19 protein-coding genes and 1 tRNA gene are annotated in these 23,811 nt (G+C 64.4%); 8 read left to right on the top strand and 12 right to left on the bottom strand.

What is annotated here, in order from left to right; translation table 11 throughout:
- Positions 1-15 precede the first annotated feature (15 nt).
- From HDIA_RS21115 to HDIA_RS21090, 6 genes are all read right to left on the bottom strand, one after another.
- On the bottom strand, positions 16-879 hold the full coding sequence (locus HDIA_RS21115; RefSeq protein WP_245884016.1) for an SDR family oxidoreductase: 864 nt from the start codon (positions 877-879) through the stop codon (positions 16-18).
- Between the two features lie 17 nt (positions 880-896).
- The gene (locus HDIA_RS21110; RefSeq protein WP_197708060.1) at positions 897-2,150 is read right to left on the bottom strand and encodes an MFS transporter; all 1,254 of its coding nucleotides are present in this window, start codon (positions 2,148-2,150) and stop codon (positions 897-899) included.
- A gap of 324 nt (positions 2,151-2,474) precedes the next feature.
- A complete protein-coding gene (locus HDIA_RS21105) occupies positions 2,475-3,251 on the bottom strand; it encodes a molybdopterin-dependent oxidoreductase (RefSeq protein WP_099557942.1) in 777 nt (258 codons plus the stop codon).
- Complete coding sequence (locus HDIA_RS21100; protein WP_099557941.1) at positions 3,248-4,105, bottom strand: cytochrome b/b6 domain-containing protein; 858 nt, start codon at positions 4,103-4,105, stop codon at positions 3,248-3,250. Before HDIA_RS21100 ends, HDIA_RS21105 begins: the two co-directional genes overlap by 4 nt.
- A gap of 97 nt (positions 4,106-4,202) precedes the next feature.
- On the bottom strand, positions 4,203-4,835 hold the full coding sequence (locus tag HDIA_RS21095; protein WP_099557940.1) for a hypothetical protein: 633 nt from the start codon (positions 4,833-4,835) through the stop codon (positions 4,203-4,205).
- A 163-nt stretch (positions 4,836-4,998) separates the two neighbouring features.
- Positions 4,999-5,586: a TetR/AcrR family transcriptional regulator gene (locus HDIA_RS21090; protein WP_099557939.1), complete on the bottom strand. Its 588-nt coding sequence runs from the start codon at positions 5,584-5,586 to the stop codon at positions 4,999-5,001.
- 235 nt (positions 5,587-5,821) lie between these two features.
- On the opposite strand from HDIA_RS21090, the gene HDIA_RS21085 reads away from it, so the two are divergent.
- Positions 5,822-6,355 carry a nuclear transport factor 2 family protein gene (locus HDIA_RS21085; RefSeq protein ID WP_099557938.1) on the top strand — a complete coding sequence of 178 codons (534 nt, stop codon included), beginning with the start codon at positions 5,822-5,824 and terminating at the stop codon, positions 6,353-6,355.
- 661 nt (positions 6,356-7,016) lie between these two features.
- Here HDIA_RS21085 and HDIA_RS21080 read toward each other — a convergent pair.
- Both HDIA_RS21080 and HDIA_RS21075 read right to left on the bottom strand, forming a co-directional pair.
- Positions 7,017-7,092 (bottom strand) — tRNA-Ile (locus HDIA_RS21080).
- A 194-nt stretch (positions 7,093-7,286) separates the two neighbouring features.
- On the bottom strand, positions 7,287-7,817 hold the full coding sequence (locus HDIA_RS21075) for a cupin domain-containing protein (protein ID WP_099557937.1): 531 nt from the start codon (positions 7,815-7,817) through the stop codon (positions 7,287-7,289).
- Positions 7,818-8,093: 276 nt separating this feature from the next.
- Here HDIA_RS21075 and HDIA_RS21070 point away from each other — a divergent pair, with 276 nt between their 5' ends.
- Positions 8,094-8,828 carry an SIMPL domain-containing protein gene (locus tag HDIA_RS21070; protein ID WP_157775764.1) on the top strand — a complete coding sequence of 245 codons (735 nt, stop codon included), beginning with the start codon at positions 8,094-8,096 and terminating at the stop codon, positions 8,826-8,828.
- Between the two features lie 88 nt (positions 8,829-8,916).
- Here the strand turns inward: HDIA_RS21070 and HDIA_RS21065 are convergent, their stop codons facing one another.
- Complete coding sequence (locus HDIA_RS21065; RefSeq protein WP_099557935.1) at positions 8,917-10,194, bottom strand: cytochrome b/b6 domain-containing protein; 1,278 nt, start codon at positions 10,192-10,194, stop codon at positions 8,917-8,919.
- Between the two features lie 356 nt (positions 10,195-10,550).
- Here HDIA_RS21065 and HDIA_RS21060 point away from each other — a divergent pair, with 356 nt between their 5' ends.
- Positions 10,551-11,162, top strand: a complete 612-nt coding sequence (locus HDIA_RS21060; protein WP_245884015.1) for an MOSC domain-containing protein — start codon at positions 10,551-10,553, stop codon at positions 11,160-11,162.
- 110 nt (positions 11,163-11,272) lie between these two features.
- On the opposite strand, the gene tsaA is transcribed toward HDIA_RS21060, so the two are convergent.
- Positions 11,273-11,770 (bottom strand): tRNA (N6-threonylcarbamoyladenosine(37)-N6)-methyltransferase TrmO, encoded by a 498-nt coding sequence (gene tsaA / locus HDIA_RS21055; RefSeq protein ID WP_245884013.1) that lies wholly within the window; start codon positions 11,768-11,770, stop codon positions 11,273-11,275.
- Between the two features lie 252 nt (positions 11,771-12,022).
- On the opposite strand from tsaA, the gene HDIA_RS21050 reads away from it, so the two are divergent.
- From HDIA_RS21050 to metH, 4 genes are all read left to right on the top strand, one after another.
- The gene (locus HDIA_RS21050) at positions 12,023-13,030 is read left to right on the top strand and encodes a DUF2336 domain-containing protein (protein WP_157775763.1); all 1,008 of its coding nucleotides are present in this window, start codon (positions 12,023-12,025) and stop codon (positions 13,028-13,030) included.
- 209 nt (positions 13,031-13,239) lie between these two features.
- Positions 13,240-14,232 carry an ArsR/SmtB family transcription factor gene (locus HDIA_RS21045; protein ID WP_173796273.1) on the top strand — a complete coding sequence of 331 codons (993 nt, stop codon included), beginning with the start codon at positions 13,240-13,242 and terminating at the stop codon, positions 14,230-14,232.
- A gap of 70 nt (positions 14,233-14,302) precedes the next feature.
- Positions 14,303-15,211 carry a methylenetetrahydrofolate reductase [NAD(P)H] gene (gene metF / locus HDIA_RS21040; RefSeq protein WP_099557932.1) on the top strand — a complete coding sequence of 303 codons (909 nt, stop codon included), beginning with the start codon at positions 14,303-14,305 and terminating at the stop codon, positions 15,209-15,211.
- A gap of 144 nt (positions 15,212-15,355) precedes the next feature.
- Complete coding sequence (gene metH / locus HDIA_RS21035; protein WP_099557931.1) at positions 15,356-19,108, top strand: methionine synthase; 3,753 nt, start codon at positions 15,356-15,358, stop codon at positions 19,106-19,108.
- A 66-nt stretch (positions 19,109-19,174) separates the two neighbouring features.
- Here metH and HDIA_RS21030 read toward each other — a convergent pair whose 3' ends face one another.
- Positions 19,175-20,407 (bottom strand): extensin-like domain-containing protein, encoded by a 1,233-nt coding sequence (locus HDIA_RS21030; RefSeq protein WP_099557930.1) that lies wholly within the window; start codon positions 20,405-20,407, stop codon positions 19,175-19,177.
- A gap of 113 nt (positions 20,408-20,520) precedes the next feature.
- Entirely contained in the window at positions 20,521-22,650 is a 2,130-nt protein-coding gene (gene flhA, locus HDIA_RS21025) for a flagellar biosynthesis protein FlhA (RefSeq protein ID WP_099557929.1), read from the bottom strand.
- 349 nt (positions 22,651-22,999) lie between these two features.
- On the opposite strand from flhA, the gene HDIA_RS21020 reads away from it, so the two are divergent.
- Positions 23,000-23,797 carry a sulfite exporter TauE/SafE family protein gene (locus tag HDIA_RS21020; protein WP_197708188.1) on the top strand — a complete coding sequence of 266 codons (798 nt, stop codon included), beginning with the start codon at positions 23,000-23,002 and terminating at the stop codon, positions 23,795-23,797.
- Positions 23,798-23,811 lie beyond the last annotated feature (14 nt).

Here is a 23,811-nt window from a genome sequence, read left to right as displayed (position 1 = left end):
ATCTCTCCAGCTTCGTTATGACGGGTTCATCGCAGCAAAAATGGCGTCGTACGTGCCGTCCCGCTCCGCCCACCGCCGCACATGATCGCGTTCAAGCAGGATTTCGCCGCGCGGGTGGTCGCCGCGCTCGAGAAGCCGCATGACGGTTGCGACAAACGCGTCGAGAGGCATGGCGCGGGGGTCGGAGGCCTGCTGAACACCCGTAAGCTCTGTCTGCACATAGGGCGGAGAGAGTTCGAGAACCTCGACCGGCACATTGCGCAATTGATGCCGCACCGAGACGAGCCAGGAGTGCAGGAATGCCTTACTGGCGCAGTAAGTCGAGAAATCCACGCGCGGCACGAAGGCGAGTGCGGAGCTGGTCGCCACGATGGTGGCGTTCGGCTGGCCCTTCAGGATCGGCAGGAACTCTGCGGTTGCCGCCAGCACGCCAAGGATATTCGTCCGTACGATCTCGACTGCATTCGAAGCGTCCCAGCTACCAGCAGTCATGTCTTCCTGCCGCGAAACGCCGGCGTTGGCGACAAGCACATTGAGCTCCGGGAACCGTGTGCGCACCTCGGTACCGAGGCGAGACAGCGAGGCTGGTTCATCAAGATCAAGCGGCATCCCGATGATTCCAGGATGAGCGGCCGCGATTTCGTCGAGAAGGCTCTGGCGCCGACCCGTGACGATCACCCGGTTGCCCCGCTGGTGAAAGGCTTCCGCAAGCGCGCGGCCGATGCCGCTCGTTCCGCCCGTAATTAGGATCGTGTTTCCCTCGAGTTTCATGGAATGGGCTTCCTCAGTTTTCAGGTGATGGGAGATGTGCGCGCTTCGCCCGCGCCGCTTATTTCCGGGCAGGCTTTCGGCATCGGAGAAAATGGAAGCGGGCGCCATTTGCGCACCCGTCAGGCTCAGGACGTCTTGCCGAGCTTCATCGAGGGCAGCAGAAGGAGTGCCGCCAAGGTCGCGGTCGCGCCGACGAGAAAAGCTGTGGCGATCCCGCCCCATTGCGTTGCAAGACCAACGGCGGGTCCGGTGACGCCAAGCGCAATATCCGCGAAGGCGATGAAGTTCCCGACCGCGCGACCACGCTGATCAGGCGGCACGGATCGGGTTGCCAGAACCCCCATCGCCGGGAAAACGAGCGAGAAGCCGAGGCCGGTGAGGACCGCTCCAAGCGCCGCGGTGCTCGGGGTCGGAGCCAGCCACAACAACACCTGCCCGGCGAGCTCGAAGGACAATGAACCGATCGCGACTCTCGTCGCGCCAAATCGATCCGGCAGTCCCGGTGCGACCAGGCGCACGAGAACGTAGGCGGCGCCGAAACCGAACAGCGCTATTCCGGCATCCGACCATCCACGCGCAGCGTAGTGAAGCGGCAGAAAAGCTGCCATCACCGCAAAGGGCACCATCGCCAGGGCAAGCACGAGTCCGGGACGCCAGATCAGGCCAAGAACGCGATGAAAAGGCACGCGCGTTCCGCCGGCAGCGGGTGTCGGCGGAAGACGCACAATGATGGCCAGTGCCAGAAGAGGCGTCAGGCACGCGACCAGCCCGACCCCCAAGAAACCGTAGGCCGCCTGAGCGGCAAGACCCAGCGGCGCACCGAGACCAAGGGCTGCGTAGATTGCGATCCCGGTCCATGACATGACCCTGCCGGTCCGGTCCGCCCCGAGGCGCGCAATGCCCAGGCTCATCAATCCGGTCAGGAAGAGGCTCTCGCCAAGACCCATCACCAGCCGGCCGGCGATCATGAAGGCCAGCTTGCCGGCTGTGTCGACGGGCAGCACGCTCGACAACACATATGCCACGCCCGAGCTAGCCGCTAACGGAAGCCCGATGAGGACGGCCCTTCGAGGACCACGATGGTCGCAAAGGGTGCCGGCCTGATGTCGTGTCAGCAGCGTCGCCAGCGACTGCAGGCCAATGACCGAACCGACGACGATTGTGCCGAAGCCCAGGTTACCTCCGACTTCCAGGGACAGAGCGCCGAGTGGCACACTTACAGCCAGAAATCCGAGGAACACGGCAAGTACAACGGGGGAGAGTCCGGCGAACGCGGAGGTGCCAGACGGATTCGTTGCGTGAGATGAAGATGAAGACATACCAACAAGCGTCCAATATGATTGATCGCCGAGATTTCCCTGCTGGGACCCCCTCGGCATCGGACGCGTTGGATGACGGTAACGCCTACGACAGTGCCATTAAGGCATGCTGCGGCGCTTCTAATACATAACCCGACCGCGAGGGTCAAGATGTCGATGTGAGGCGTCGATCATGATTGAGAGGGGTCCATGCGATCGACAGCTCGTTCCGCGCTGCCCCAGCGCTCGACGAATGGTGTCCAAGCTTTCCGAGCTGTCACGAATAACCCAATCGCGACGTCACACCGCCTCCTTGGTCCAGCCCGCCTCTCCGCCCGTCCATCGCGGACTACGTGCAGGTGCGGGGAAGTATGTGCGTTTGCAGATTGGGGATTTGTCGAGCATTCAGATCCCCGCGTACCATTCGTAACCTCGGTCCTCCCAGAAGCCGCCTCTGCCGCCCCATAGGCCCCCGAAGCTGTCGACGACCTCGATGCGCATGACGTATTTGGCCTGCTTGTAGCCAAGCTGCCGTTCGACCCTGAGGCGCAACGGCGCGCCGTGCCCCACCGTGAGGTTCTGGTCGTTCATCGCGTAAGCGAGGATCGTCTGCGGATGAAACGCGTCGATGAGGTCGATGCTCTCGTAGTAGCGGCCGCTGCCATCGAACGTCTTCTCCAACTCGTCGGCACAATGGAAGACGGCGAAGCGGGCGTTCGGCTTAAGCCCTGCCGCATGCAGCATGAGCCCAAGCGGAACGCCGGTCCATTTACCGATCGCGCTCCAGCCCTCAACGCAGTCATGGCGGGTGATCTGGCTGCGCGAAGGAAGCTTCTTGAGGTCCGCCAACGAAAACTCCAGCGGTCGGTTCACCAGCCCGCCGATTTTCAGTTTCCAGTCGGCAAAGCCGCCCTCGCGTAGCGCGGCATACTCTTTGGAGTCGGGCGCTTGCGTGCCGTTGACCCGGAATGTTGGCGAAATGTCAGCCGCAGAGAATTCCCGCGCGAGAGGCCTATGCCGCAGCAACGTTCGCTGTGCGCCCATCGTGAGCGTCTCCGCCGATCGCAGCACGGCATCGACATCAACATTCTGCTCCAAGGCGTAGCCGCCACCCAGCGCAAGCGCACCGGTGCCGAGCGTGCCGCCGATCAGGAAGCGCCGGCGGGTCAGAAGGCTGCTCATGCGTCATGTCCCCCCTGACGGATGACATAGCGGCCCGTGATCATCGCGCGCACGTTGTTCCAGGGGCCTGAGAGGATGACCATGGCGACGTGTATGACGACGAACAGGACGAGCAGCGATGCGGTGATGAAGTGAAGCGTCCGGGCGGTTTGACGCCCGCCGAAGATATCGAGGAGAACCGGAAAGGCCGCATCCACGCCGGGCGACATGGTCAGCCCGGTCAGCACCATCAAAGGCAACAGACCCGCGATGACCGCGATGTAGGCGAGCTTCTGAAGCGTATTGTAGCGGCGGGCCTGCTCCCCCGAAGGAAAACGCAGCCGAGCGTGATCGAGGGTCTCGCGCCAGATGTGGCCCGGCGCGAGCTCATGACGGTCCGGCGCCAAATCACGGAGGAAATGCCCGCTCAGGAGGCCGTATCCGAGATAGACAAGACCGTTGATGACAAAGGCCCAGGCGAAGAAGAAGTGCCAGCGCCGGCCGGCCGCGAGGTCCTGATAGGACGGAAGCGTAAGCCAGCTTGGAAATGCCCGCGGAGTCCACTCGCCGTCGATCTTCGATAGGCCCAGGACACCCGTGGTGGGAACGGAGATACTGCCGATCCGCACATAGCCGCGAGGGTCTCCGTTGCTTTCGCCCGCACCTATGGTGAGGAAAGCAGGATCGGCGTCGGCGCCGTACTGGCCCCAGTGGAGCCTCGGATAGGCGTTGAATATCTGGAGCCCGCTCAGGAGCAGGACGCTGAGGCAAAGCACGTTCAGCCAGTGCGTCAGACGGGTCGCGACGGAGTGACGCCGGATGAGGACGGTCGTCTGGCGTGATGGAGCGTGCGCGGGGCGCGTCTCCTCATTCATGGGTCGATCCTGACGGGCTGGTTGCGTTGATCTAGCTGTTGCGAGGTGGAAATCCACCGGCCGGACGCTGTTCGGGCCGGCCGGTGGCCTCATCGACTCACATCGGCGGGACGACGCCGTTGGTGCCGACGATAACCCGCTGCGCCGTGACCGCGCCGCCTGTGCCCTTCTCGGCTGACACGAAGACAACCGCCCCCGGCTTCAGATCGGCCTCGGTGGCCGGCGCGAAGGTGACAACGGGCGTGCCTTCGGGAATGGCGATCTTCTTCTCCTTGCCATGATACGAGACAGTGACCGTCCGGCCGTTCACGCCCTTGACCGCATCCGCGACCGTCGCGTTCGTCATGGTGCTGTTGGGCTTCAGGTCCCATCCGAAGCTGCCCTCGCCGGCGCCCTTCAGGGCAGGCGGGAAGATCAGGACTTCGAGCGCCCCATCGCCGCCGTCCTTCGTGGGAAGCGAAGCGATACCGACATAATCCCCGGGCTTGATGTCGGTGACGGCCGCGCGAGCGACGCTCGAGACCATCCATCCCTGGGCAAGGGCGAGGTCGACGGTCTGGCCCTCGCGCGTCTTCACCGTCAACGCCTGGCCGCTGAAGGCGACGATAGCGCCGCGGACGCGAACCGGCTCGGCCTTGGCGTTCTGAGCAAACGCGGGTGAGCCCATGCCGGCGGCGAGCGGCAGGGCGACGACGGCGGCGAAAAGGGCCGGCAAAAGTTTCCGAAGCATGTTATCTCCTTCATACCTACTAGTAGGTAGTTTCTTGGCGCGAGTTAGACGGCCAACGCGGTGCGCCAGGTGCCCGCAGAAGCCGAGTGAAGAAGAAGCTGCCGCGCAGCGACCGATTAGATAATTGGCGCTGGCGGGCGAACCGAGGTCTCCGGCCTCTCCGTCACTGCCGAACTGCGATGAGCCTTTCGATCAGGGGCTGGGTGATGGTGGCGAATACCGCGGGATCATCATAGGCCCGCGCCGAGAGCATGGCGCCGTGCACCGTTGCCATGAACCCCTCTGCCTCGGATCGGGCAGTACCGGACAGAACGAGGGTCCCCTGTTCTGCACCTTTCTCCATCACGGAAGTCAGCCAGGCCGAAAACATGCGGAAATAAGCTTTGACTTCCGTCGCGACGTCTGGCGGCAGCACCGGCATTTCGCTGGCAAGCAAGGCGCACACGCAAAAAGTTCTTGTTCCATCGGCAATGCACGCCGCCCAGAAACCTGTGTAGGCGCGCAGTTGATCAGCCGGCTCCGGCGTGTGCCGTTCCAACTCGGCGAGCCCCGCCTCAGCGTCTTCGCGATACCGTCGCACGAGGGTGCGGACGAGATCGACCTTGCTTGGGAAATGATGGTGGATACTCGCCTTGCGGATCCCGACCACTTCGGAGATGTCGGCATAGCTGAAGCCGTTGTATCCGCCGGCGACGATGAGCGAGCGGGCGCAACGCAGAATGTCGTCGGAGGTATTTGTCAAATTGCTCATGCATGCTACCTACCTTCTAGTAGGATGCCTGTCAAGGAGACAACCAGACACGTCACCCTGATTCCACCAGTTCACTCGCATTCAGTCGCCATTATCGTGAGGTCGCCGGCTTGGCCGCCCCTCGCGCGGCGTTCGGGACGGACCCGAATGGCACATCCCTCAGGCTCGGCGATGGCGGCCAGCCGCATCGCCAGCCCACACCTTCAGCGATAAACGAGAAGAGGAAAGACCAATCATGAACTCGCCCAACTTGCCCGATCTTGAAACCAGGCTGCGTACGATCGAAGACAAGCTCGCAATCTACGAGCTTATCGCATCTCATCCGCCAAGCGCGGATACGGGGCATGCGAACTATACTTTGTCGGTCTACCGCGAAGATGGCGTTTTCGACCGCGGACCGACGCTCGACGGTGCGAAAGGCGCCAGGGACATTGCCGCGTTCATACAAAGACCAGAGCACGACGACGCTATTCGCGGCGGGCTCGCTCATTTTGCCGGCCTGCCGCTTATCGATCTGCGGGGCGACGTCGCTACAGTGACATCCTATCTCATGATTGTTCATCTGGACCATGAGGGCGAGCCGCGCGAGTTGCCAAATCACGGTGTCTCGACGGGATACCGGATTCACCGCGCCGTCGTGAACCGCTGGGAACTCGAACGGCATGATGGCCGCTGGATGATTGCCAAGCGGACTCTTCTGCCCGTCGACGGGTCGGCCAATCACCAGGACCTGTTGCGCAAGGGACTGAACGATCTACACTTGGCGTAGTCCAAATCGATAGCCGGCAAAATTTGTCACCGCCGCTATTGTTGCCGCCGAGTTGTTGAACTCAACCTTCTCGGCGTCATCAACGTGGCGCTATGCTGCTTTTTCAATGCCCGTGCCACCGCTATGGGTGGCGGTAGGAGAGATCGCGTGTCGCATTCAGCCAATCCGCGCAGCAGATCATGGGTCGCGATTCTCGCCGCCTATCTGCTCGTTGTGCAGGCTATGTTTGCGGGGGTGGCGGCCGGCGCGTATGCCAACACGCTCATGCCGGACCGGACGCCTGCCCGGGCGTACTGCGCCCCGTCCGGAGATATCGCGCCCGGCGGGAATCATGACAAATCACAAGCTCACAGTGGCAAAAACTGCTGGACCGCCGGCTGCCAAGCCTTGGTGTCCGGTGAGCCGGCTCCAGCGCATTTCTAGGTCATCGCCCATCGACGGTCTGACCGATTGCCGATCGCCCGGCGGCTCGACCGACCCGCTGGCTTTTCCAAAGACCACCGCCCCTTTAGGCCAGCCGCCGAGTTTCGCCATGGTGGTCTGGCCACGTCGCCTTCCCCCTCATTTCGCCCTCTTGTGTAGAAGGCTTGTGTAGAAGACCGGCGCTTTAAGCTATTGTTTTTATGATTATTCGCCATTCTTCCGACACTTAGGGAGGAAGTGGTAGGCCCGGAGGGACTCGAACCCCCAACCAAGCGGTTATGAGCCGCCGGCTCTAACCATTGAGCTACGGGCCCGGTCTGTCCTTGGCGGGCAAAGGCACGAGCGCGCCGGAAGCCGCGCCAAAGGCCGGGATTGCCGCTCCCGGGCAGGACCCAGGGTGCAACGCCAGCGTTCAGCCAGACATCGATCAGTTAACCCGACATCGTATTGGCGGCAAGGCCAAAAGTCGGCGAGGAACCCGGACCCGGCTGGCGGGCCGTTGTCCGTGTCAGTCCGGCAGGCCGGGCGCCTTGGAAAAGCCCGAGCCATGCGGGCGGGTCAAGCGAGTGAGCAGCCCAGAAAAGAGCCTCAGGGCCTTGATCGCGATGCGCGGGGCGGGCTGACGGCAAAAGGCGATCTTGCGGACATGCTCCGGCACGTGCCAGAGCGCCCAGGTTCCGCCGGGAAAATAGCCGACGTCGCCGGCGACGAGACGGCGTGTCCTGCCTGAAAGATCCGTCACGATCACTTCGCCCTCGACGATGTGAACCGTTTCCTCCCAGGTGAAATGCCAGCGGAAGGTTCCGGCCGTGCAGTCCCAGAGCGTGGTCGTCACGCCGCCGTCCGCGCTTTCGGCGAGAACGGTCATCCGGGCGACCGGGGCTCCGTCGACGATCCATTCCGGCGGAATGGGAGCGGGTTCCAGATTGTCCGCACTCGGCACAACCGCCTTGAAGCCGAGCTTGCGGAAGGTCTCGGCAAATCCCAGTCCGATCTCGGAGGTCCACTTCGGCCCGGTCGGGGCACTCGTATCTGACATGACGGTCTTCCGAATTCTGTGAAAACGCGCAGATGTCATGGCACGGGGGCGGTAAACTCCGGCTTAGGTTCGGACAAGGTTCTTCCGGCAGGCTTAACGACAGGTTGCGAGCCGGCACCAGATTCGCGGACGGGGCCGCAATCCAGCCTCAATGAGCGGAAATGGTTTGATATCGCGGGACGAAATCATGCAAGAGCGGGGCGAACCGGCCGAATCAACGACAGGCTGCAGACGTTGCCCGAACCCGGCGAAACAGACTGAGGGAGCCAGATGCGCGTGAACCGAATTCTTCTGCTGCTGGTCGGACTGACCGCGGCATCCACTTTCGCGGCCAGCGGAGCCGCACGCGCGGAAGAGGCGCCGCGTCTTTCGACGCTGAGCCTTTCGGCCGAAGGCGTCGTTTCGGCGCCGCCGGACACGGCTGTCGTGACGACCGGCGTCGTCACCGAGGGAGAGACCGCGGAGGCGGCGCTTGCCGGCAACAACAAGAGCATGGCGGCGCTGATGGCCGCTCTCAAGGATGCGGGCCTGCCGGAGCGGGACATCCAGACCTCCAATTTCTCGCTGCAGCCGGTCTATGCGCCCTACGACAAGCCGAGCGACGCTCCGTCGCAAGGCCCGAGGATCACCGGCTACCAGGTCATGAACCGGGTGACGGTCACGATCAGCAATCTCGAAACCGCCGGGCCGCTGCTCGACAAGGTCGTCAAGGTCGGGGCCAACAACATCGAGGGCATTTCCTTCGAGGTCGCCGACGACAGCGCGTTGATGGATGAAGCCCGGCAGAAGGCGCTCAAGGAGGCGAAGCGCCGCGCGGATCTTTATGCCGAGGCCGGTGGCTTCTCGGTCGGCCGGATCCTCGACATGAGCGAGAACATGGTCTCTCCGCCGCGTCCCTACGCGATGAAGACGATGGCGATGCGGGCGGAAATGGACAGCGTGCCGCTGGCCGCAGGCGAGACGGACCTTCGCGTCGACGTGCAGGTGACCTACGAGATCCTGCCGAAGTAACCGTCCGCACCAGACAGAGACAAGAACGGCTGCCGGGATGGATCGTCATCCCGGCAGCCGTTTTCATATTCGCAGGGCAGGGCCGAGGTCAGTCGACGGCGCGGCGGGCCACGACATGGGGGGCGACCTCGACCGCGAACTTGACCGACCCTTCGTCGGCAAAGCCGGGGTCGCCGACGCCGAAGTCCATGCGGTTCAGCGTCGTCTTGCCGGTCATCTCTGCCTGATCGCCGTCGATGACCAGATCGAAGGCGAGGGTGACCGGGATCGTCTTGCCCTTCAGCGTCAGCGTTCCCTGACCCTCATAGGAGGTGTCTCCGGTCTTCTTGAACGCGGAGGCCTCGAAGATAGCGGTCGGATAGGCCGAGGCATCGAGGAAGTCGGCGCTTCTCGCCTGATCGGACACGGAACCGACCGTCAGGCTCGCAACGTCGATGGTCACGGTCACGTGGGCTTTGTCCAGCGCATCGGGATCGAAGGTGATGCCGGCGTTCCATCTGGCGAATTCGCCCTCGACGGGCGAGCCCATCTGCGAAATCGTGATCTTGAGGCTGCTCTTGTCGTGATCAACGGCCCATTCGCTCTCGGCCGGCGATGCGACCGTGGGTGCCGAGGCGTCCGTCGTGCCGGTCTCGGCCGGGGCGGCGGCAACGGTTGCCGTCTCAGGGGAGGCGGCCTTCGGCGCCAGGATGGTTGCATAGGCGAAGACGCTGCCGAGCATGACGATGTAGACGGCTGCGGCCGCGCTGACGGCGCCCCTCAGGGAATGGGTTGCGGACGCGGGCGGCACCTCCACCCGGTGGGCCTTTCCGGGTACCATGCGGGCCAGCGTGCCGTCGCGGTCGATGACGGCGTGCTTGAGCGCGCCGGCAACGTGCAGACCGACGGAGACGACCAGAAGCCAGGCCATGCCGAAATGCAGCCAGCCGGCGAGGGCGGCGAGCGCCGGGCTCTTTGGCACGAAGGGCAGGGACTGGCCGAAGGGCCACCAGATCGGCGCGAAGCCGGTTGTCGCGGCATGGTCGACGAGACCCGAGAGGGGCGCCACGAGGATGGCGACATAGAGCGACCAGTGGACCGTCTCGGCGAGGAAGGTCTCGATGCGGCGGTCGGGATGAAGCGGGTCCGGCCGTTTCTGGGTCAGGGCCCAGAGGATGCGCAGGACTGCCAGCAAAAGCACGGTCACGCCGATGGTCTTGTGCAGGCTGTAGACGAAGACCTTGAGGCCGATGTCGGCGTCCGTTGCCTGCGGCAGCCGGGTCATGACGAAGCCCACGACGAGGAGCGTGAGAATCAGGATGGCGATGAGCCAGTGAAAGACCTGGGCGGCGAGCCCGTAGCGGTCGCGGGTGTTGGTGAGCGCCAAGGGATTTCTCCGAGCGAGGACGGCAGCATGCGGGCAAAGGGAGGCAGCCCTCAGGGCAGCCTGCAGTGAATGTCATGCATGTGCTGAAACGAGCGGCTCTTTCAAGCCGCCAAAGGCTTGACGGATTGTTCAACCATCGAGACCCTTTCCCGGAATCCTGGCGCAATTGTCGGGCATTCCATTGCAGGCGAAGCCATGGAATCGCGGGTTTTGGTCTGTCGCAACGGCATATGGCGCCAGCGGTGCGCCAAAGGAGACAGGCGGCCGGCGATCCGGCCGTTGGCGGGATTTGATGCCGCCCGATCCACCGGCCATGCTACCACTCCGGCAGCCACCGATTCCCAGGAGAGCCTTCGATGAATGACCAGATGATGCAGGATGTTTTTCCCCGCCCCGAAATCGTTCCGGCGACGCGGCTGAAAGGTCATATTCGGTGGCTGGGTCTTGGCGACGGGGAGGGCCTGCGCAGCCGCCCGGTCGATTGGCTGGAACTCGATTTCGCCGGCGCGGTTGGCGACAAGCACACGGGCCACACTCGTGATGCCGGCGCGCGCGAACCCTGGTATCCGCGCGGCAGCGCGATGGGCAACTGGCGCCAGCTGACCCTCATCTCGACCGAGGAACTCGATGCGGTCAGGCAGGCCATGGACCTGCCGCGACTGGACGCGAGCTGGATCGGCGCCAACGCCGTCGTCGCGGGCATCCCGCACTTCACCTTCCTGCCCGTCGGAACGCGCCTCTTCTTCGAGAGCGGCGCCGTCATCCTGGTGATGGGACAGAACGCGCCCTGCCGTTTCGCCGGTCGCGAGATCGCCAACGAATATCCGGACCGCGAGGGGCTGGATCTCCTGTTCGTCAAGGCGGCGGGCAGGCTGCGCGGCGTCGTGGCCGTGGTCGAGCGTGCCGGCGTCGTCGAGGCCAACGCGGCCTTCGAGGCGAGGCTGCCGGAGCAGTGGGTGTACGCCTGACAACGCCGGCGAACCGGTTGCCGCTCACGTTGGCCGCTTGGCGGGGGCGGCCACACTGACGCCGCAATCTCGCCACTTACGTGAATCTACCTAAAGTAAATGGATTAACTTCATCCTATCGTTGCATCGGGTGCCGAGTCGACCGATGGGAAGTAGGGCTTGATGTCGAGAAGAGGCGTTCCGGAACGACAGTCGAGCTGCTCCACTTCGATGCGTCCCTGCTCCTCGTCGAGCGACAGGATGCGGGCGACAGAAATGGCGATCGGATTGGGCCGGGCGGGCGAGCGGATGGAGAAGACACCGCAGGGGCCGTCCACATGCCTTGGATACTGCACGAGGATGTCGCGCTCGGCCTCGTCCATCCAGTAGAGGACGATGACGTGGGAGAACTTCGAAAGCCCATATAGACCAGGGCGATAGACAGGGTCTATCTCGAGAAGGGCGTGCCCTTCCGCTTCGCGCGCCTGCCGCACGTTGCGGGGGCAATCGGAGCGGCTGAGATAGGGCGTGAAAATGCGCCCGATGAAGACGACTTCCTCGTCCGGAACCGTGGGCGGGGGCGTCGGTCCGGACGGGCGGTCATCGGACATCGTTCTGTCTGCTTTCATCGTCTGTTTCTTGGGCGGTTGCAACCTGCGGAACCGGGGTTGTGGAAGGCTCCCGCAAGTCTTCTCATTTCGTAAATTTCTAATCAAACACTGTGCAAATTGCACCGCCACTTTTTATTTTGTCTCGACACTTGCCCTCTATAACGGCGTGAGTTGGACCGTCATAAATGGCAAGTGATCATGTTTGAAAGCCACCTCATCGACTTCAGAGCCCTGGATAGTGATGGATCGTCCGCGCGGCGGAATGATCTTATGAAAAGTGTGGCGTCCCTGTTTGCCGTGACGTCGGAGCGCTGCACGCTGGAACAGATCGAAATCTACGATCAGGTCCTGACCCGTCTGGCGGACATGGTCGAGATGGAGGCGAGGGCCTTCGCCGCGGTGAAGATCGCACCGCTGCGGCGCGCGCCCGAAACAGCGATCCGGCGGTTTGCCCGGGATGATATCGAGGTCGCAAGGCCGGTGTTGCAACAGTCGCCGGTGCTGACGGATGTCGACCTCATCAACATCATCAAGGATTTCGGACGCGATCACGTCGATGCCATTTCCACCCGGCCGGTGCTGTCGGAGGAAGTGACGGATCTGGCCGTGGAGCGGGGCGACAAGAGCATCCGCGCCAAGATCGCCGGGAACCACGGTGCCACGATCGGCGCGAATGCGCTCAATATCCTCATCGAGCAGGCGCAGTCGGATGTGGTGACGGCCTCCGCGCTCGGCGGACGCACGGATACGCCGGATGCGGTGATCGCGCAGCTTGTCGACAAGGCGACCGAGGAAGTCCGCAACACGTTGCGCCAGAGCGGCCACGCACTGGACCAGAGCCGCATGGCAAGCGCCAAGAAGGTGGCCCAGGAACGCATGTCCAACAGCTACTGGCTGGGGCTCTACGATTTCGAGATCGCCTGGGCGAAAATCCGCAAGTTCGATCAGGAGAGGGGCGTCAACGAGCCGCTCATGTGCCGTCTTGCTCTGGAGGATCGGTTTGCCGAGACCGTCGCCTGCTTCGCCGTTCTGACCGGGGTGAGCCTGGAGGAAGCCAAGCACTGGCTCGTGCGTATCGACACCGAGCCCTTCATCATGGTCGCCAAGGCCGCCGGGTTCCGCCTGCAAACCGTTCAGGCGATGCTGAAGGTCGGCCCCTGGAAGAACAGGCTTTCGAGCCAGATGCGGACGGACTCGCTCAACCGCTTCCTCGATCTCGACGCCGCCGCCGCCCGCGAGCGGGTCGAACTCTACCTGAGTACCCGCCAGATCGCGTAGTGCTCCGGGTGCCGTTCAAGGCACCGCCCGGCCAAAGCGCAAAGCCGCTTCCACATCGTTGGAGGCGGCTTTTTTGTTCCAGCCCTTCAGTGCCAGTCCGCCTCCCCGACCTTTTGGCGCATGGCGCGCGGCCGACGCTTGCAATCCTTCCGGAAAAGGCATAAAGATATCTTTATATCAAATTCCTCAAAAAGGGTGGTGCAAGGGTCATGGACACGCGGGTGGCCGGCCATGCCGAAGTTTCGCTGGCAAAGTTGCTGGGCGGTCTCAAGGCCGCCGGCGAGGCAACGCGCTTGCGCATCCTGGCGCTGCTCGATTCCGGCGATCTCACCGTCAAGGATCTGACCGAGATCCTGACGCAGAGCCAGCCGCGCGTTTCCCGGCATCTGAAACTCCTGTCGGAGGCCGGGCTGATTTCGCGTTTCCCCGAGGGAGCCTGGGTCTATTACCGCCTCGCGCGCGAGGGAGAGGGCGGACGCATCGCCCATAGTATCCTGGACTGCCTCGATTCCAAGGACGCGGTCCTTGTCCGTGACCGGCAGCGCCACGAGGCTGTCAAGATAGCCCATGCGGAGGCCGCAGCGCGCTATTTCCGCGCCATGGCCGAGAACTGGGATCGGCTGCGATCGCTGCATGCGCCGGAAGACTCCGTCGAGGCGACCGTGCGGGCCGTCGTTGGCGACAAGCCCGTCCAGGCTCTGCTCGACATCGGCACCGGCACGGGCCGGATGCTGGAGCTTCTGGGGCCGCTCGCCGCCCGTGCCGTCGGTGTCGACACCAGCCACGACATGCTCTCCGTCGCGCGTGCCCGACTGTCGGAAGCCGGGCTCGACCATGTCCAGGTGCGCCACGGCGATGCCTATGACCTGCAGGTCCAGGCCAACGGTTTCGATCTCGTCCTCGTGCACCAGGTGCTGCACTATCTCGACGATCCGGCCCGTGCGATCCGGGAAGCGGCGCGGACGCTGGCACCCGGCGGCCGCCTGCTGGTCGTCGATTTCGCGCCACACGACATCGAGATGCTGCGCGAGAGCCACGCCCATCGCCGGCTGGGTTTTGCCCATGAGGAGGTGGCCGACTGGTGTGTCGCCGCCGGTCTGGAGGTCGTGGAGATTCGCGACCTTTCCGGCGAGGGCGCCGATGCCCAGCCGCTGACCGTGACCTTCTGGCTTGCCAGGGACCGCCGTCAACTCATGGCCTGATCCCATCAGAGACCGCTCCGATTTCAACCTTTCATCCGACACGAATCCGTACCGAGCAAGGACAACAACAATGAGCCCGACCCGCAGCCACGATGGCCTCGACATCGGCGTTTCCTTCGAATTCTTCCCGCCCAAGACGGAGAAGATGGAGGAGACGCTGTGGGCGTCGATCAAGCGTCTTGCTCCGCTGTCGCCGCGCTTCGTCTCCGTCACTTATGGCGCCGGCGGATCGACCCGCGAGCGGACGCACAACACGGTGGCGCGCATGCTGCGCGAGACCCCGCTGAAGCCGGCGGCGCATCTGACCTGCGTCGACGCCTCGCGGGAGGAAGTGGACGACGTGATCTCCGACTACTGGATGATTGGTGTGCGCCACATCGTGGCCCTGCGCGGCGACCCGGCGAACGGTGTCGGCCAGCGCTACCAGCCGCATCCGGAGGGCTACGCCTCGACGCCGGAGCTCATCGAAGGCATCCGCAAGATCGGAGATTTCGAGGTCAGCGTCTCGGCCTATCCGGAAAAGCATCCCGAAAGCCCGGATGTCGTTGCCGACATCGAACTTCTGAAGCGCAAGGTTGATGCGGGCGCGACGCGGGCGATCACCCAGTTCTTTTTCGACAACGACGTCTTCGAGCGTTATGTCGAGCGGGTCCGCAAGGCGGGCATCGACATTCCGATCGTGCCGGGTCTCGTGCCGGTGGTGAACTTCTCCCAGACGGCGCAGTTCGCCAGGCGCGCCGGCGCCAGCGTTCCGGCCTGGATCGTGAAGCGCTTCGAGGGCCTTGAGGACGATGTGGAGACGCGCAAGCTCGTTGCGGCGGCGGTCGCGGCCGAGCAGGCCTTCGACCTCGTCGACCGGGGCTTCCGGGATTTCCACTTCTACACGATGAACCGGGCCGACCTCGTCTTCGCCATCTGCCATCTCCTCGGCCTGCGCGCGAAGCCGGAAGAGGTCGCCAAGGCAACGGCGGCGGCCTAGCGCCTGAGGAAAAAGCGGCGGCGGACGGGATGAAAGTCCCGCCCCCAGTCGCTATACCATCTTGCGAATTGGGTCTTCTTGCCCAGACAGAATGATCCGCCGCCGTGAAACGGCTGGCGCCGGCGACGAAGCGAAAGATATCCGATGACGACACCTTCCTCCGACACGCTTGCCCGCCTGAAGGCTCTCGCCGAGCAGCGCATCCTCGTGATCGATGGCGCGATGGGCACCATGATCCAGCGCCACCGGCTGGACGAAGCCGGCTACCGGGGCGAACGGTTCAAGGACTGGGGCCGCGATCTGAAGGGCAACAACGACCTTCTCTCGCTGACCCAGCCGGAGATCATCACCGATATTCACCGGCAGTATCTCGCCGCTGGCGCCGATCTCGTCGAGACCAACACCTTCTCGTCGACGACGATCGCCCAGGCCGACTACGGCATGGAAGAGCTTGCCTACGAGCTGAACCTCGAAGGCGCCCGGCTCGCCAAGATCGCCTGTGTCGAGGCGGAGACCGCCGATCCGTCGCGTCCGCGTTTCGTGGCCGGCGCGATTGGCCCGACCAACCGCACGGCCTCGCTGTCGCCGGACGTCAACCGGCCGGGATTCCGCGCGACGTCCTTCGACGACCTGCGCATTGCCTATGCGGAGGCGGCGCGCGGCCTGATCGACGGCGGCGCCGACATGCTCCTCGTCGAAACCGTCTTCGACACGCTCAACGCCAAGGCGGCGCTTTTTGCCATCGACGAGGTGTTCGAGGAAAAGGGGATCAAGCTGCCGGTGATGGTGTCGGGCACGATCACCGACCTGTCCGGCCGCACGCTGTCGGGCCAGACGGCGGAGGCCTTCTGGTACTCGGTCCGTCACGCCGATCTCTTCACCATCGGCCTCAACTGCGCCCTCGGCGCCAAGGAAATGCGCCAGCACGTCGCCGACCTCTCGCGCATGGCCGACACCTTCGTTTGCGCCTATCCGAATGCGGGTCTGCCGAACGAGTTCGGCGAATATGACGAGAGCCCGGAGGCGATGGCCAAGCTCGTCGGCGAGTTCGCCCGCGCCGGCCTCGTCAACGTGCTCGGCGGCTGCTGCGGCACGACGCCGGACCACATCAAGGCGATCGCCGACGCGGTCGCCGGCATTCCGCCGCGCAAGGTGCCCGAGATCGATCGCCGCATGCGTCTTGCGGGGCTGGAGCCCTTCGTCAAGACGCCGGAGATCCCCTTCGTCAACGTCGGCGAGCGCACCAACGTCACCGGCTCGGCGCGCTTTCGCAAGCTGATCCGCGAGGCCGATTACGCGACCGCGCTCGACGTTGCCCGCCAGCAGGTGGAAAGCGGCGCCCAGGTCATCGACATCAACATGGACGAGGGCCTGCTCGACAGCCAGACGGCGATGGTCGAGTTCCTCAACCTCATCGCGTCCGAGCCGGATATCGCCCGCGTTCCCGTGATGCTCGACAGCTCCAAGTGGGAGATCATCGAGGCGGGCCTGAAATGCGTGCAGGGCAAGCCGATCGTCAACTCGATCTCGCTCAAGGAAGGCGAAGAGGCCTTCATCCATCATGCGAAGCTGGTGCGCCGCTACGGTGCGGCGGTCGTCGTCATGGCCTTCGACGAGAAGGGCCAGGCGGACACGCTTGCCCGCAAGATCGAGATCTGCAAGCGGTCCTACGACATCCTGACCGGGACGCTTGGCTACCCGCCGGAAGACATCATCTTCGATCCGAACATCTTCGCGGTCGCGACCGGCATCGAGGAGCATGACAACTACGGCGTCGACTTCATCGAGGCGACGGGGTGGATCACCAACCATCTGCCTTACGCCCATGTCTCGGGTGGCGTTTCGAACCTCTCGTTCTCCTTCCGAGGCAACGAGCCGGTGCGCGAGGCGATGCACTCGGTCTTCCTCTACCACGCGATCACCAAGGGCATGGATTTCGGCATCGTCAACGCCGGCCAGCTGGCCGTCTACGATGACATCAATCCGGACCTGCGCGAGCTTTGCGAGGACGTCGTCCTCAACCGCAAGCCGGCGTCGGGCGACCTCACCGCCACCGAGCGGATGGTGGAGGAAGCGCCGCGCTTCAAGGGCGACGGCACCAAGCAACGGGTCGTCGATCTGTCCTGGCGCGAGTGGCCGGTGGAAAAGCGGCTGGAGCATGCGCTGGTCGCCGGCATCACCGACTATATCGTCGAGGACACCGAGGCCGTGCGCGCAACGGCCGAGCGGCCGATCCACGTTATCGAGGGGCCGCTGATGGCCGGCATGAACGTCGTCGGCGATCTCTTCGGCGCGGGCAAGATGTTCCTGCCGCAGGTGGTCAAGTCCGCCCGTGTGATGAAGCAGGCCGTCGCCTACCTGATGCCCTTCATGGAGAGGGAAAAGGTGGAGATGGGCCTCGTCGACAAGCCGGCCAATGGCAAGATCGTCATGGCGACGGTGAAGGGCGACGTCCACGATATCGGCAAGAACATCGTCGGTGTCGTGCTTCAGTGCAACAACTACGAGGTCATCGACCTCGGCGTCATGGTGCCGACCCAGAAGATCCTGGAGACGGCGCGCGCCGAAGGGGCGGATATCATCGGCCTGTCGGGCCTGATCACGCCCTCGCTCGACGAGATGTGCGTCGTTGCCGCGGAGATGGAGCGCCAGGACTTCGACGTGCCGCTGCTGATCGGCGGGGCGACGACGAGCCGGATTCATACGGCTGTCAAGATCCACCCGAACTACAGCCGGGGCCAGGCGATCTACGTGACCGACGCCAGCCGCGCCGTGGGCGTCGTCTCCAACCTGCTTGGCGGCAAGCGCGACGGCTATATCGCCGACATCCAGGCCGAATACTCCCGCCTGGCCGAAGCGCACGCACGGGGGCAGGCGGACAAGCGCCGGCTGCCGCTTGCGGCGGCGCGCGCCAACGCGCCGACCTACGACTATCTCTCGGTGCCGCCGAAGACGCCGTCCTTCCTCGGAACGAAGGCGTTCGAGGCCTACGATCTTGGCGAACTGGTGCCCTATATCGACTGGACGCCGTTCTTCTCGACCTGGGAGATGAAGGGCACCTATCCGGGCATTCTCACCGACGACGTCTATGGCGAAGCGGCCCGCGCGCTGTTCGACGACGCGCAGGCTATGCTCAAGCAGATGGTCGACGAGAAGTGGCTGACGGCCAAGGCCGTGATCGGCTTCTGGCCGGCGAACGCGGTCGGTGACGACATCGAGCTTTACAAGGACGAAAGCCGCACCGAGCGGCTCGCCAGCCTGCATACGCTGCGCCAGCAGATCGCCCGCGACAGCAAGCGGCCGAACATGGCGCTGTCGGACTTCGTCGCGCCCAAGGAGACGGGCATCGCCGACTATATCGGCGGCTTCGCGGTGACGGCCGGCATTGGCGAGGATGTCGTCGCCGAGCGCTTTGCCCGGGCCAACGACGACTATTCCAAGATCCTGAGTCAGGCGCTGGCCGATCGTCTGGCGGAAGCCTTCGCCGAGCGCATGCATGAGCGCGTGCGCAAGGAATTCTGGGGGTATATCCCTGACGAGGATCTGACGCCGCAGGGGCTGATCGCCGAGGAATATGTCGGCATCCGGCCGGCGGCGGGGTATCCCGCCCAGCCTGACCACACGGAAAAGCGGACGCTCTTCGATCTGCTCGACGCGGAGAAGGCGGCCGGGATCACGCTGACGGAAAGCTTTGCCATGTGGCCGGGCGCCGCCGTCTCGGGACTCTACTTCTCGCATCCCGAGAGCCACTATTTCGGGGTCGGCAAGATCGAACGCGATCAGGTCGAGGACTATGCGGCGCGCAAGGGCATGAGCGTCGAGGACACCGAACGCTGGCTGGCGCCGATCCTCAACTACGATCCGAACAAGATCGTCAGCAGCGAGGCGGCGGAATAAGCCCCGTCGTCCTTGCCGGCTGAGATATCTGCGGCGGCCCGGGCCTTCATGCCCGGGCCGTTGCCGTTAGCGGATCGATCCCGTCACGTCGCCCATGATCGCGGCCTGCGGGCCGCGCTGCCAGACCAGCGACGGCGGGCCGATGTTGGCCGGCGGGATCGGGCCTGACGGCACCGGGGCCGGCGGCAGGGGCGACGTGCCGAAGCCAAAGGTGGGTGAGGGAACGGGCCGGGGAGCCGTACCGTAGCCGGCCGCCGGCTGGGGGACTGGCTGGGGTGGCGGGTAGGACGGCTGCGTCTGGTAGACGGGCTGGCCATATCCGTCGTTCTGGCGGCCATGATAGACGTCCGCCGGATCGATTGTCTGGCGCTGTGGGGCCGTCTGCGGCTGCATCCGGGGTTGCTGGCGACCGGTCGTCGCCGGTTGCTGGTCGCTCGGCTGCCGAAAGACCGGTTGCTGGATGGCCGTCCTGGAGAAATCCGGCGGAGCCTCCGGATTGTTCGAGAGCACGGGGTCGGTTGCAGGGGCACCGAGCGAGGCCACCGGAACGGTCGACATGTTCGGCACGGACCCTGGTGACGCCTGATAGATGCGTGGTTCGGCCGGTGGCGGCTCGACCGGGGTCGGCCGGCAATAGGCCGAATATTTCGCGTTGTGCTTGGCAAGGTCGAGGTGGAAGTGTTCCTCGTGCATGCCGTCCGAAGTGCCGGGACCGAGCACCGTCTTGAACGGCCCGCAGGCGCCATAGTGGACCTGCCGCAGGAAGGCGCGGTCGGCCTCCGACCCGCGCCAGCCGGACTTCACCGTCACCGTATAGCCGTTCGCCAGCGTGAAGGCCGCGATGTCGAGCGCGTTGGCGAAGGCGTGTTCGGACAGCTTCTCGCCGCGCTTGTGGTTGCGGGTGCGGCAGCCGTAGGAAGCCACATTCTTGATCGACACGACGGGGGCACCGTAACGTTCCCATGCCGCCGGCTGCACGACGGTGTCGAGCCAGCGGCCGATGGCGGCCGTCATCGGGCAGTCGAGGGTCGCCGGCGGCGTGATCTCGACCGCTCCTCCGAGGGAGGCGTTGACCTTGAGGGGCTTGCGGACGCCGCAGATGCCGGGGCCGTCGATTTCCTTCATCGGGACGGCGACGGCGCTTGGCGTGACTTCCTTGCGGGCATAGCAGGCGGCCTCGGCCTGCTCGCGCCAGGGATCGCGCTCCTCGAAGTCGAAGAAGCCGCAGGCCGACAGCATCGGCAGAAGGGACGCGAGAACAATGGCCCGCGTGATCGGAACAGGATAACGGGTCGCCATTTCCTCAAAATGGCGCAATCCCCTTAAGCCTTCGTCAATGCTGTCGCGTTTCGACGACTTTCCGTTGCGCTCTCACCCCGGGGTCGGCGGCAGTTGGCCCTTCGGTGTCGGCGTCAGATCGAGCCGACCGTCTTCAGCCGCGCGCGCGGATGGACCTCGGCCTGGCTCATGACCACCGTGTGGGGCCGGAAGCGCTCGACGATGGAGCGGACGTAGGGGCGGGCCATCTGGCTCGTCATGAGGACAGGCAATTCGCCCTTCTTGGCGGCGTCCTCGAAGGCATCGCGCACCTTGGTGACGAATTCCTGCAGCTTGGAGGGAGCCATGGCGAGGCGCTTCTCGTCGCCCTCGCCGACGAGCGCCTCGATGAAGGCCTGCTCCCAGGCCGGCGACATGGTGATGAGCGGCAGGTAGCCGTTCGGCGAGGTATGCTGGGCGCAGAGCTGGCGGGCAAGGCGCGTGCGCACGTGCTCGGCAATCGACTGCGTGGAGCGTGTGAAGGCCAGCGCCTCGGCGATGCCTTCCATGATGGTCGACAGGTCGCGGATAGAGATGCGCTCGGCGAGGAGCTGCTGCAGGATGCGCTGGATGCCGGAGGTGGAAATCTGGCTCGGCGAAATGTCTTCCACGAGCTTGGCCTGCTCCTTCGGCAGTTCCTTCAGGAGCGACTTGACGTTGGCATAGGAGAGCAGTTCGGCGACGTTGTTCTTGAGCACCTCGGAGAGATGGGTGGAGAGCACGGTCGCCGGATCGACGACGGTGAGGCCCCGGATCGCCGCCTCCTCGCGCAGGGAGCCCTCGACCCATGTCGCGGGCAGGCCGAAGGTCGGCTCGGTGGTCTGCGTGCCCGGCAGGCCAACATTGCCGCCCGTCGGATCCATGACCATGAACTGGTTGGGGAAGATCGTGCCGGTGCCGGCGTCCACTTCCTTGACCTTGATGACATAGTCGTTGCCCTGGAGCTGCACGTTGTCGAGCAGCCGGACGGGCGGCATGACGAAGCCCATCTCCGAGGCGATCTGGCGGCGCAGCGCCTTGATCTGGTCGGACAGCCTGTCGCCGGTGCCGCCGTTGCCGTTGATGAGCGGCAGCAGGCCATAGCCGAATTCGATCTTGAGTTCGTCGATCTTGAGAGCCGACGAGATCGGCTCCTCGGCGGGCGGCGGCGGCGGTGCGTCGGCCTTGGCCTTGTCGGACACCACCTTGGCCCGTTTCGCCTTGTTGTTCTTCTCGGCCCGGAACGCCAGGGTGCCCGCGCCCGCCGCCAGCGCCAGGAAGGGCAGCATCGGCATGCCCGGCAGCAGCGAGAGCACGCACATCACGAAGGACGACATGCCGAGGGCCGTCGGGTAGTTGGAAAACTGCGTGACGAGGGCCTTGTCGGCGGCGCCGGTGACACCGGCCTTGGAGACGAGCATGCCGGCGGCGGTCGAGACGATCAGCGCCGGGATCTGGGAGACGAGACCGTCGCCGACGGTGAGCAGCGTGTAGGAGTGGCTGGCCTCGGAGAAGGTGAGGTCCATCTGCATCACGCCGATGATGATGCCGCCGATGATGTTGATGAAGGTGATCAGGAGGCCGGCGATCGCGTCGCCGCGGACGAATTTCGAGGCACCGTCCATGGCGCCGAAAAAGGCGCTTTCGTCCTCCAGATCCTTGCGGCGCTGGCGGGCCGAATTTTCGTCGATCAGTCCGGCGGACAGGTCGGCGTCGATCGCCATCTGCTTGCCGGGCATGGCGTCGAGGGTGAAGCGGGCCGCGACTTCGGCGATGCGCCCGGAACCCTTGGTGATGACGACGAAGTTCACCACCACAAGAATGGCGAAGACGATGAGGCCGATGACGAAGTTGCCGCCCATCACGAAGCTGCCGAAGGCCTCGATGACATGGCCGGCCGCCGCGCCGCCTTCGTGACCGTTGGCGAGGATGAGGCGGGTCGAGGCAAGGTTCAGCGCCAGCCGCAGCATGGTCGCGATGAGGAGCACCGTCGGGAAGGACGTGAACTCCAGCGGCTTCTGCACGAAGAGCGACGTCATCAGGACCATCACGGAAAGAATGATGGAGATGGCGAGGAAGAGATCGAGCAGGATGCCCGGCATCGGGACGATGAGGACGACCAGAATGGTCATCACACCGAGCGCCAGCCCGACGTCGCCGCGCAGAACCATCCCCTTCAGGTGGGCGATGCTCGGAAGGCCGCCTGACGGCGCCTCTTCGCTTGTGACCACGCTTGTATCGGACATCGCGCCGCTTTCCCCCAAATCAGCCAGAACGCATGAAACTAGGCAATATTTGCCGGGAGCATGGTTACCGATTGGTTAATGGCGGCGTTCACGGCGGGCAAAATTCAATATTGACAGGACTTTAGCCGGCGGTGTGGCCGATCCGTCATTCTGCGGTGCTTTTCCCGACCGGGCTCCATGCTATAGGCTCTGCGTGGAGACGGACCCCCGAGGGGAACTGCAGCGGTCGCAAGACGTTGAGTGCCGGTCTCCAACCGCCGGATATCCGGTCCGAGCCAATGTCACAGAGTGTCCGCCCGCAGACTGGCAGTGCCGGGGACAAGGACACCCGATCCGGGGGGCGCTTCGCCTGACTGACCTTCTCGCCTCGATCCAATGGTCCTACAGCGTCGCCGGTCTGCTGGTCGGATGCCTGATCGGGCTGACCGGCGTTGGCGGTGGCTCGCTGATGACGCCGTTGCTCGTTCTCTTCTTCGGCGTGAAGCCGGCGACGGCCGTCGGCACGGACCTGCTCTATGCCAGCATCACCAAGCTGGTCGGCACGGCGGTGCATGGCTTCAAGGGCACCACGGACTGGCGCGTCGTCGGTCTGCTGGCCCTCGGCAGCGTGCCGGCGGCGCTGCTTACCGTCGGCCTCATCGCCCATTTCGATCTGCAGCAGTCGGAAAGCACCGACGACTTCATCACCAAGCTGCTCGGCGGCATTCTGCTGCTGACATCGGCCGGCCTGGTCTGGCGCAGGCATCTGACGCGCCAGGCGAAGGAATGGTCGGTGTCACAGGACGCGTCCGTGCGCGCACCTTTGACAATTGCCGTCGGGGCCGCCCTGGGGGTTCTCGTCTCGCTGTCGTCGATCGGGGCGGGGGCCATCGGCGTAACGGCGCTCATCCTGCTCTATCCACGCCTGCCGATCGTCCGGCTGGTCGGTTCGGACATCGCCCATGCGGTGCCGCTGACCATGGTGGCCGGGCTCGGCCACGTGATGGTCGGCACCGTCGACATGATGATGCTGATCTCGCTGCTCGTCGGCTCGGTTCCGGGCATCATCGTCGGAAGCTGGCTCTCGCCGGTGATCCCGGACAAGGCGCTGCGCTATCTCCTGGCCGTCACGCTGGCGGTGGTCGGCCTCAAGCTTCTCGTTGGTTGAGCCTCGGTCCGGCG

This window comes from Hartmannibacter diazotrophicus (genome assembly GCF_900231165.1).
In the GTDB taxonomy this organism is placed as follows: domain Bacteria; phylum Pseudomonadota; class Alphaproteobacteria; order Rhizobiales; family Pleomorphomonadaceae; genus Hartmannibacter; species Hartmannibacter diazotrophicus.
The sequence above is the reverse complement of the archived record's forward strand: the minus strand, read 5'-3'. Positions and strand labels throughout refer to the sequence as shown.

Coding starts and splice junctions, on each gene's coding strand:
- HDIA_RS21115 (WP_245884016.1), bottom strand. CDS start 879: ATGGCGCCCGCTTCCATTTTCTCCGATGCCGAAAGCCTGCCCGGAAAT.
- HDIA_RS21110 (WP_197708060.1), bottom strand. CDS start 2,150: ATGCCGAGGGGGTCCCAGCAGGGAAATCTCGGCGATCAATCATATTGG.
- HDIA_RS21105 (WP_099557942.1), bottom strand. CDS start 3,251: ATGAGCAGCCTTCTGACCCGCCGGCGCTTCCTGATCGGCGGCACGCTC.
- HDIA_RS21100 (WP_099557941.1), bottom strand. CDS start 4,105: ATGAATGAGGAGACGCGCCCCGCGCACGCTCCATCACGCCAGACGACC.
- HDIA_RS21095 (WP_099557940.1), bottom strand. CDS start 4,835: ATGCTTCGGAAACTTTTGCCGGCCCTTTTCGCCGCCGTCGTCGCCCTG.
- HDIA_RS21090 (WP_099557939.1), bottom strand. CDS start 5,586: ATGAGCAATTTGACAAATACCTCCGACGACATTCTGCGTTGCGCCCGC.
- HDIA_RS21085 (WP_099557938.1), top strand. CDS start 5,822: ATGAACTCGCCCAACTTGCCCGATCTTGAAACCAGGCTGCGTACGATC.
- HDIA_RS21075 (WP_099557937.1), bottom strand. CDS start 7,817: ATGTCAGATACGAGTGCCCCGACCGGGCCGAAGTGGACCTCCGAGATC.
- HDIA_RS21060 (WP_245884015.1), top strand. CDS start 10,551: ATGAATGACCAGATGATGCAGGATGTTTTTCCCCGCCCCGAAATCGTT.
- tsaA (WP_245884013.1), bottom strand. CDS start 11,770: ATGAAAGCAGACAGAACGATGTCCGATGACCGCCCGTCCGGACCGACG.
- HDIA_RS21050 (WP_157775763.1), top strand. CDS start 12,023: ATGAAAAGTGTGGCGTCCCTGTTTGCCGTGACGTCGGAGCGCTGCACG.
- HDIA_RS21045 (WP_173796273.1), top strand. CDS start 13,240: ATGGACACGCGGGTGGCCGGCCATGCCGAAGTTTCGCTGGCAAAGTTG.
- metF (WP_099557932.1), top strand. CDS start 14,303: ATGAGCCCGACCCGCAGCCACGATGGCCTCGACATCGGCGTTTCCTTC.
- metH (WP_099557931.1), top strand. CDS start 15,356: ATGACGACACCTTCCTCCGACACGCTTGCCCGCCTGAAGGCTCTCGCC.
- HDIA_RS21030 (WP_099557930.1), bottom strand. CDS start 20,407: ATGGCGACCCGTTATCCTGTTCCGATCACGCGGGCCATTGTTCTCGCG.
- flhA (WP_099557929.1), bottom strand. CDS start 22,650: ATGTCCGATACAAGCGTGGTCACAAGCGAAGAGGCGCCGTCAGGCGGC.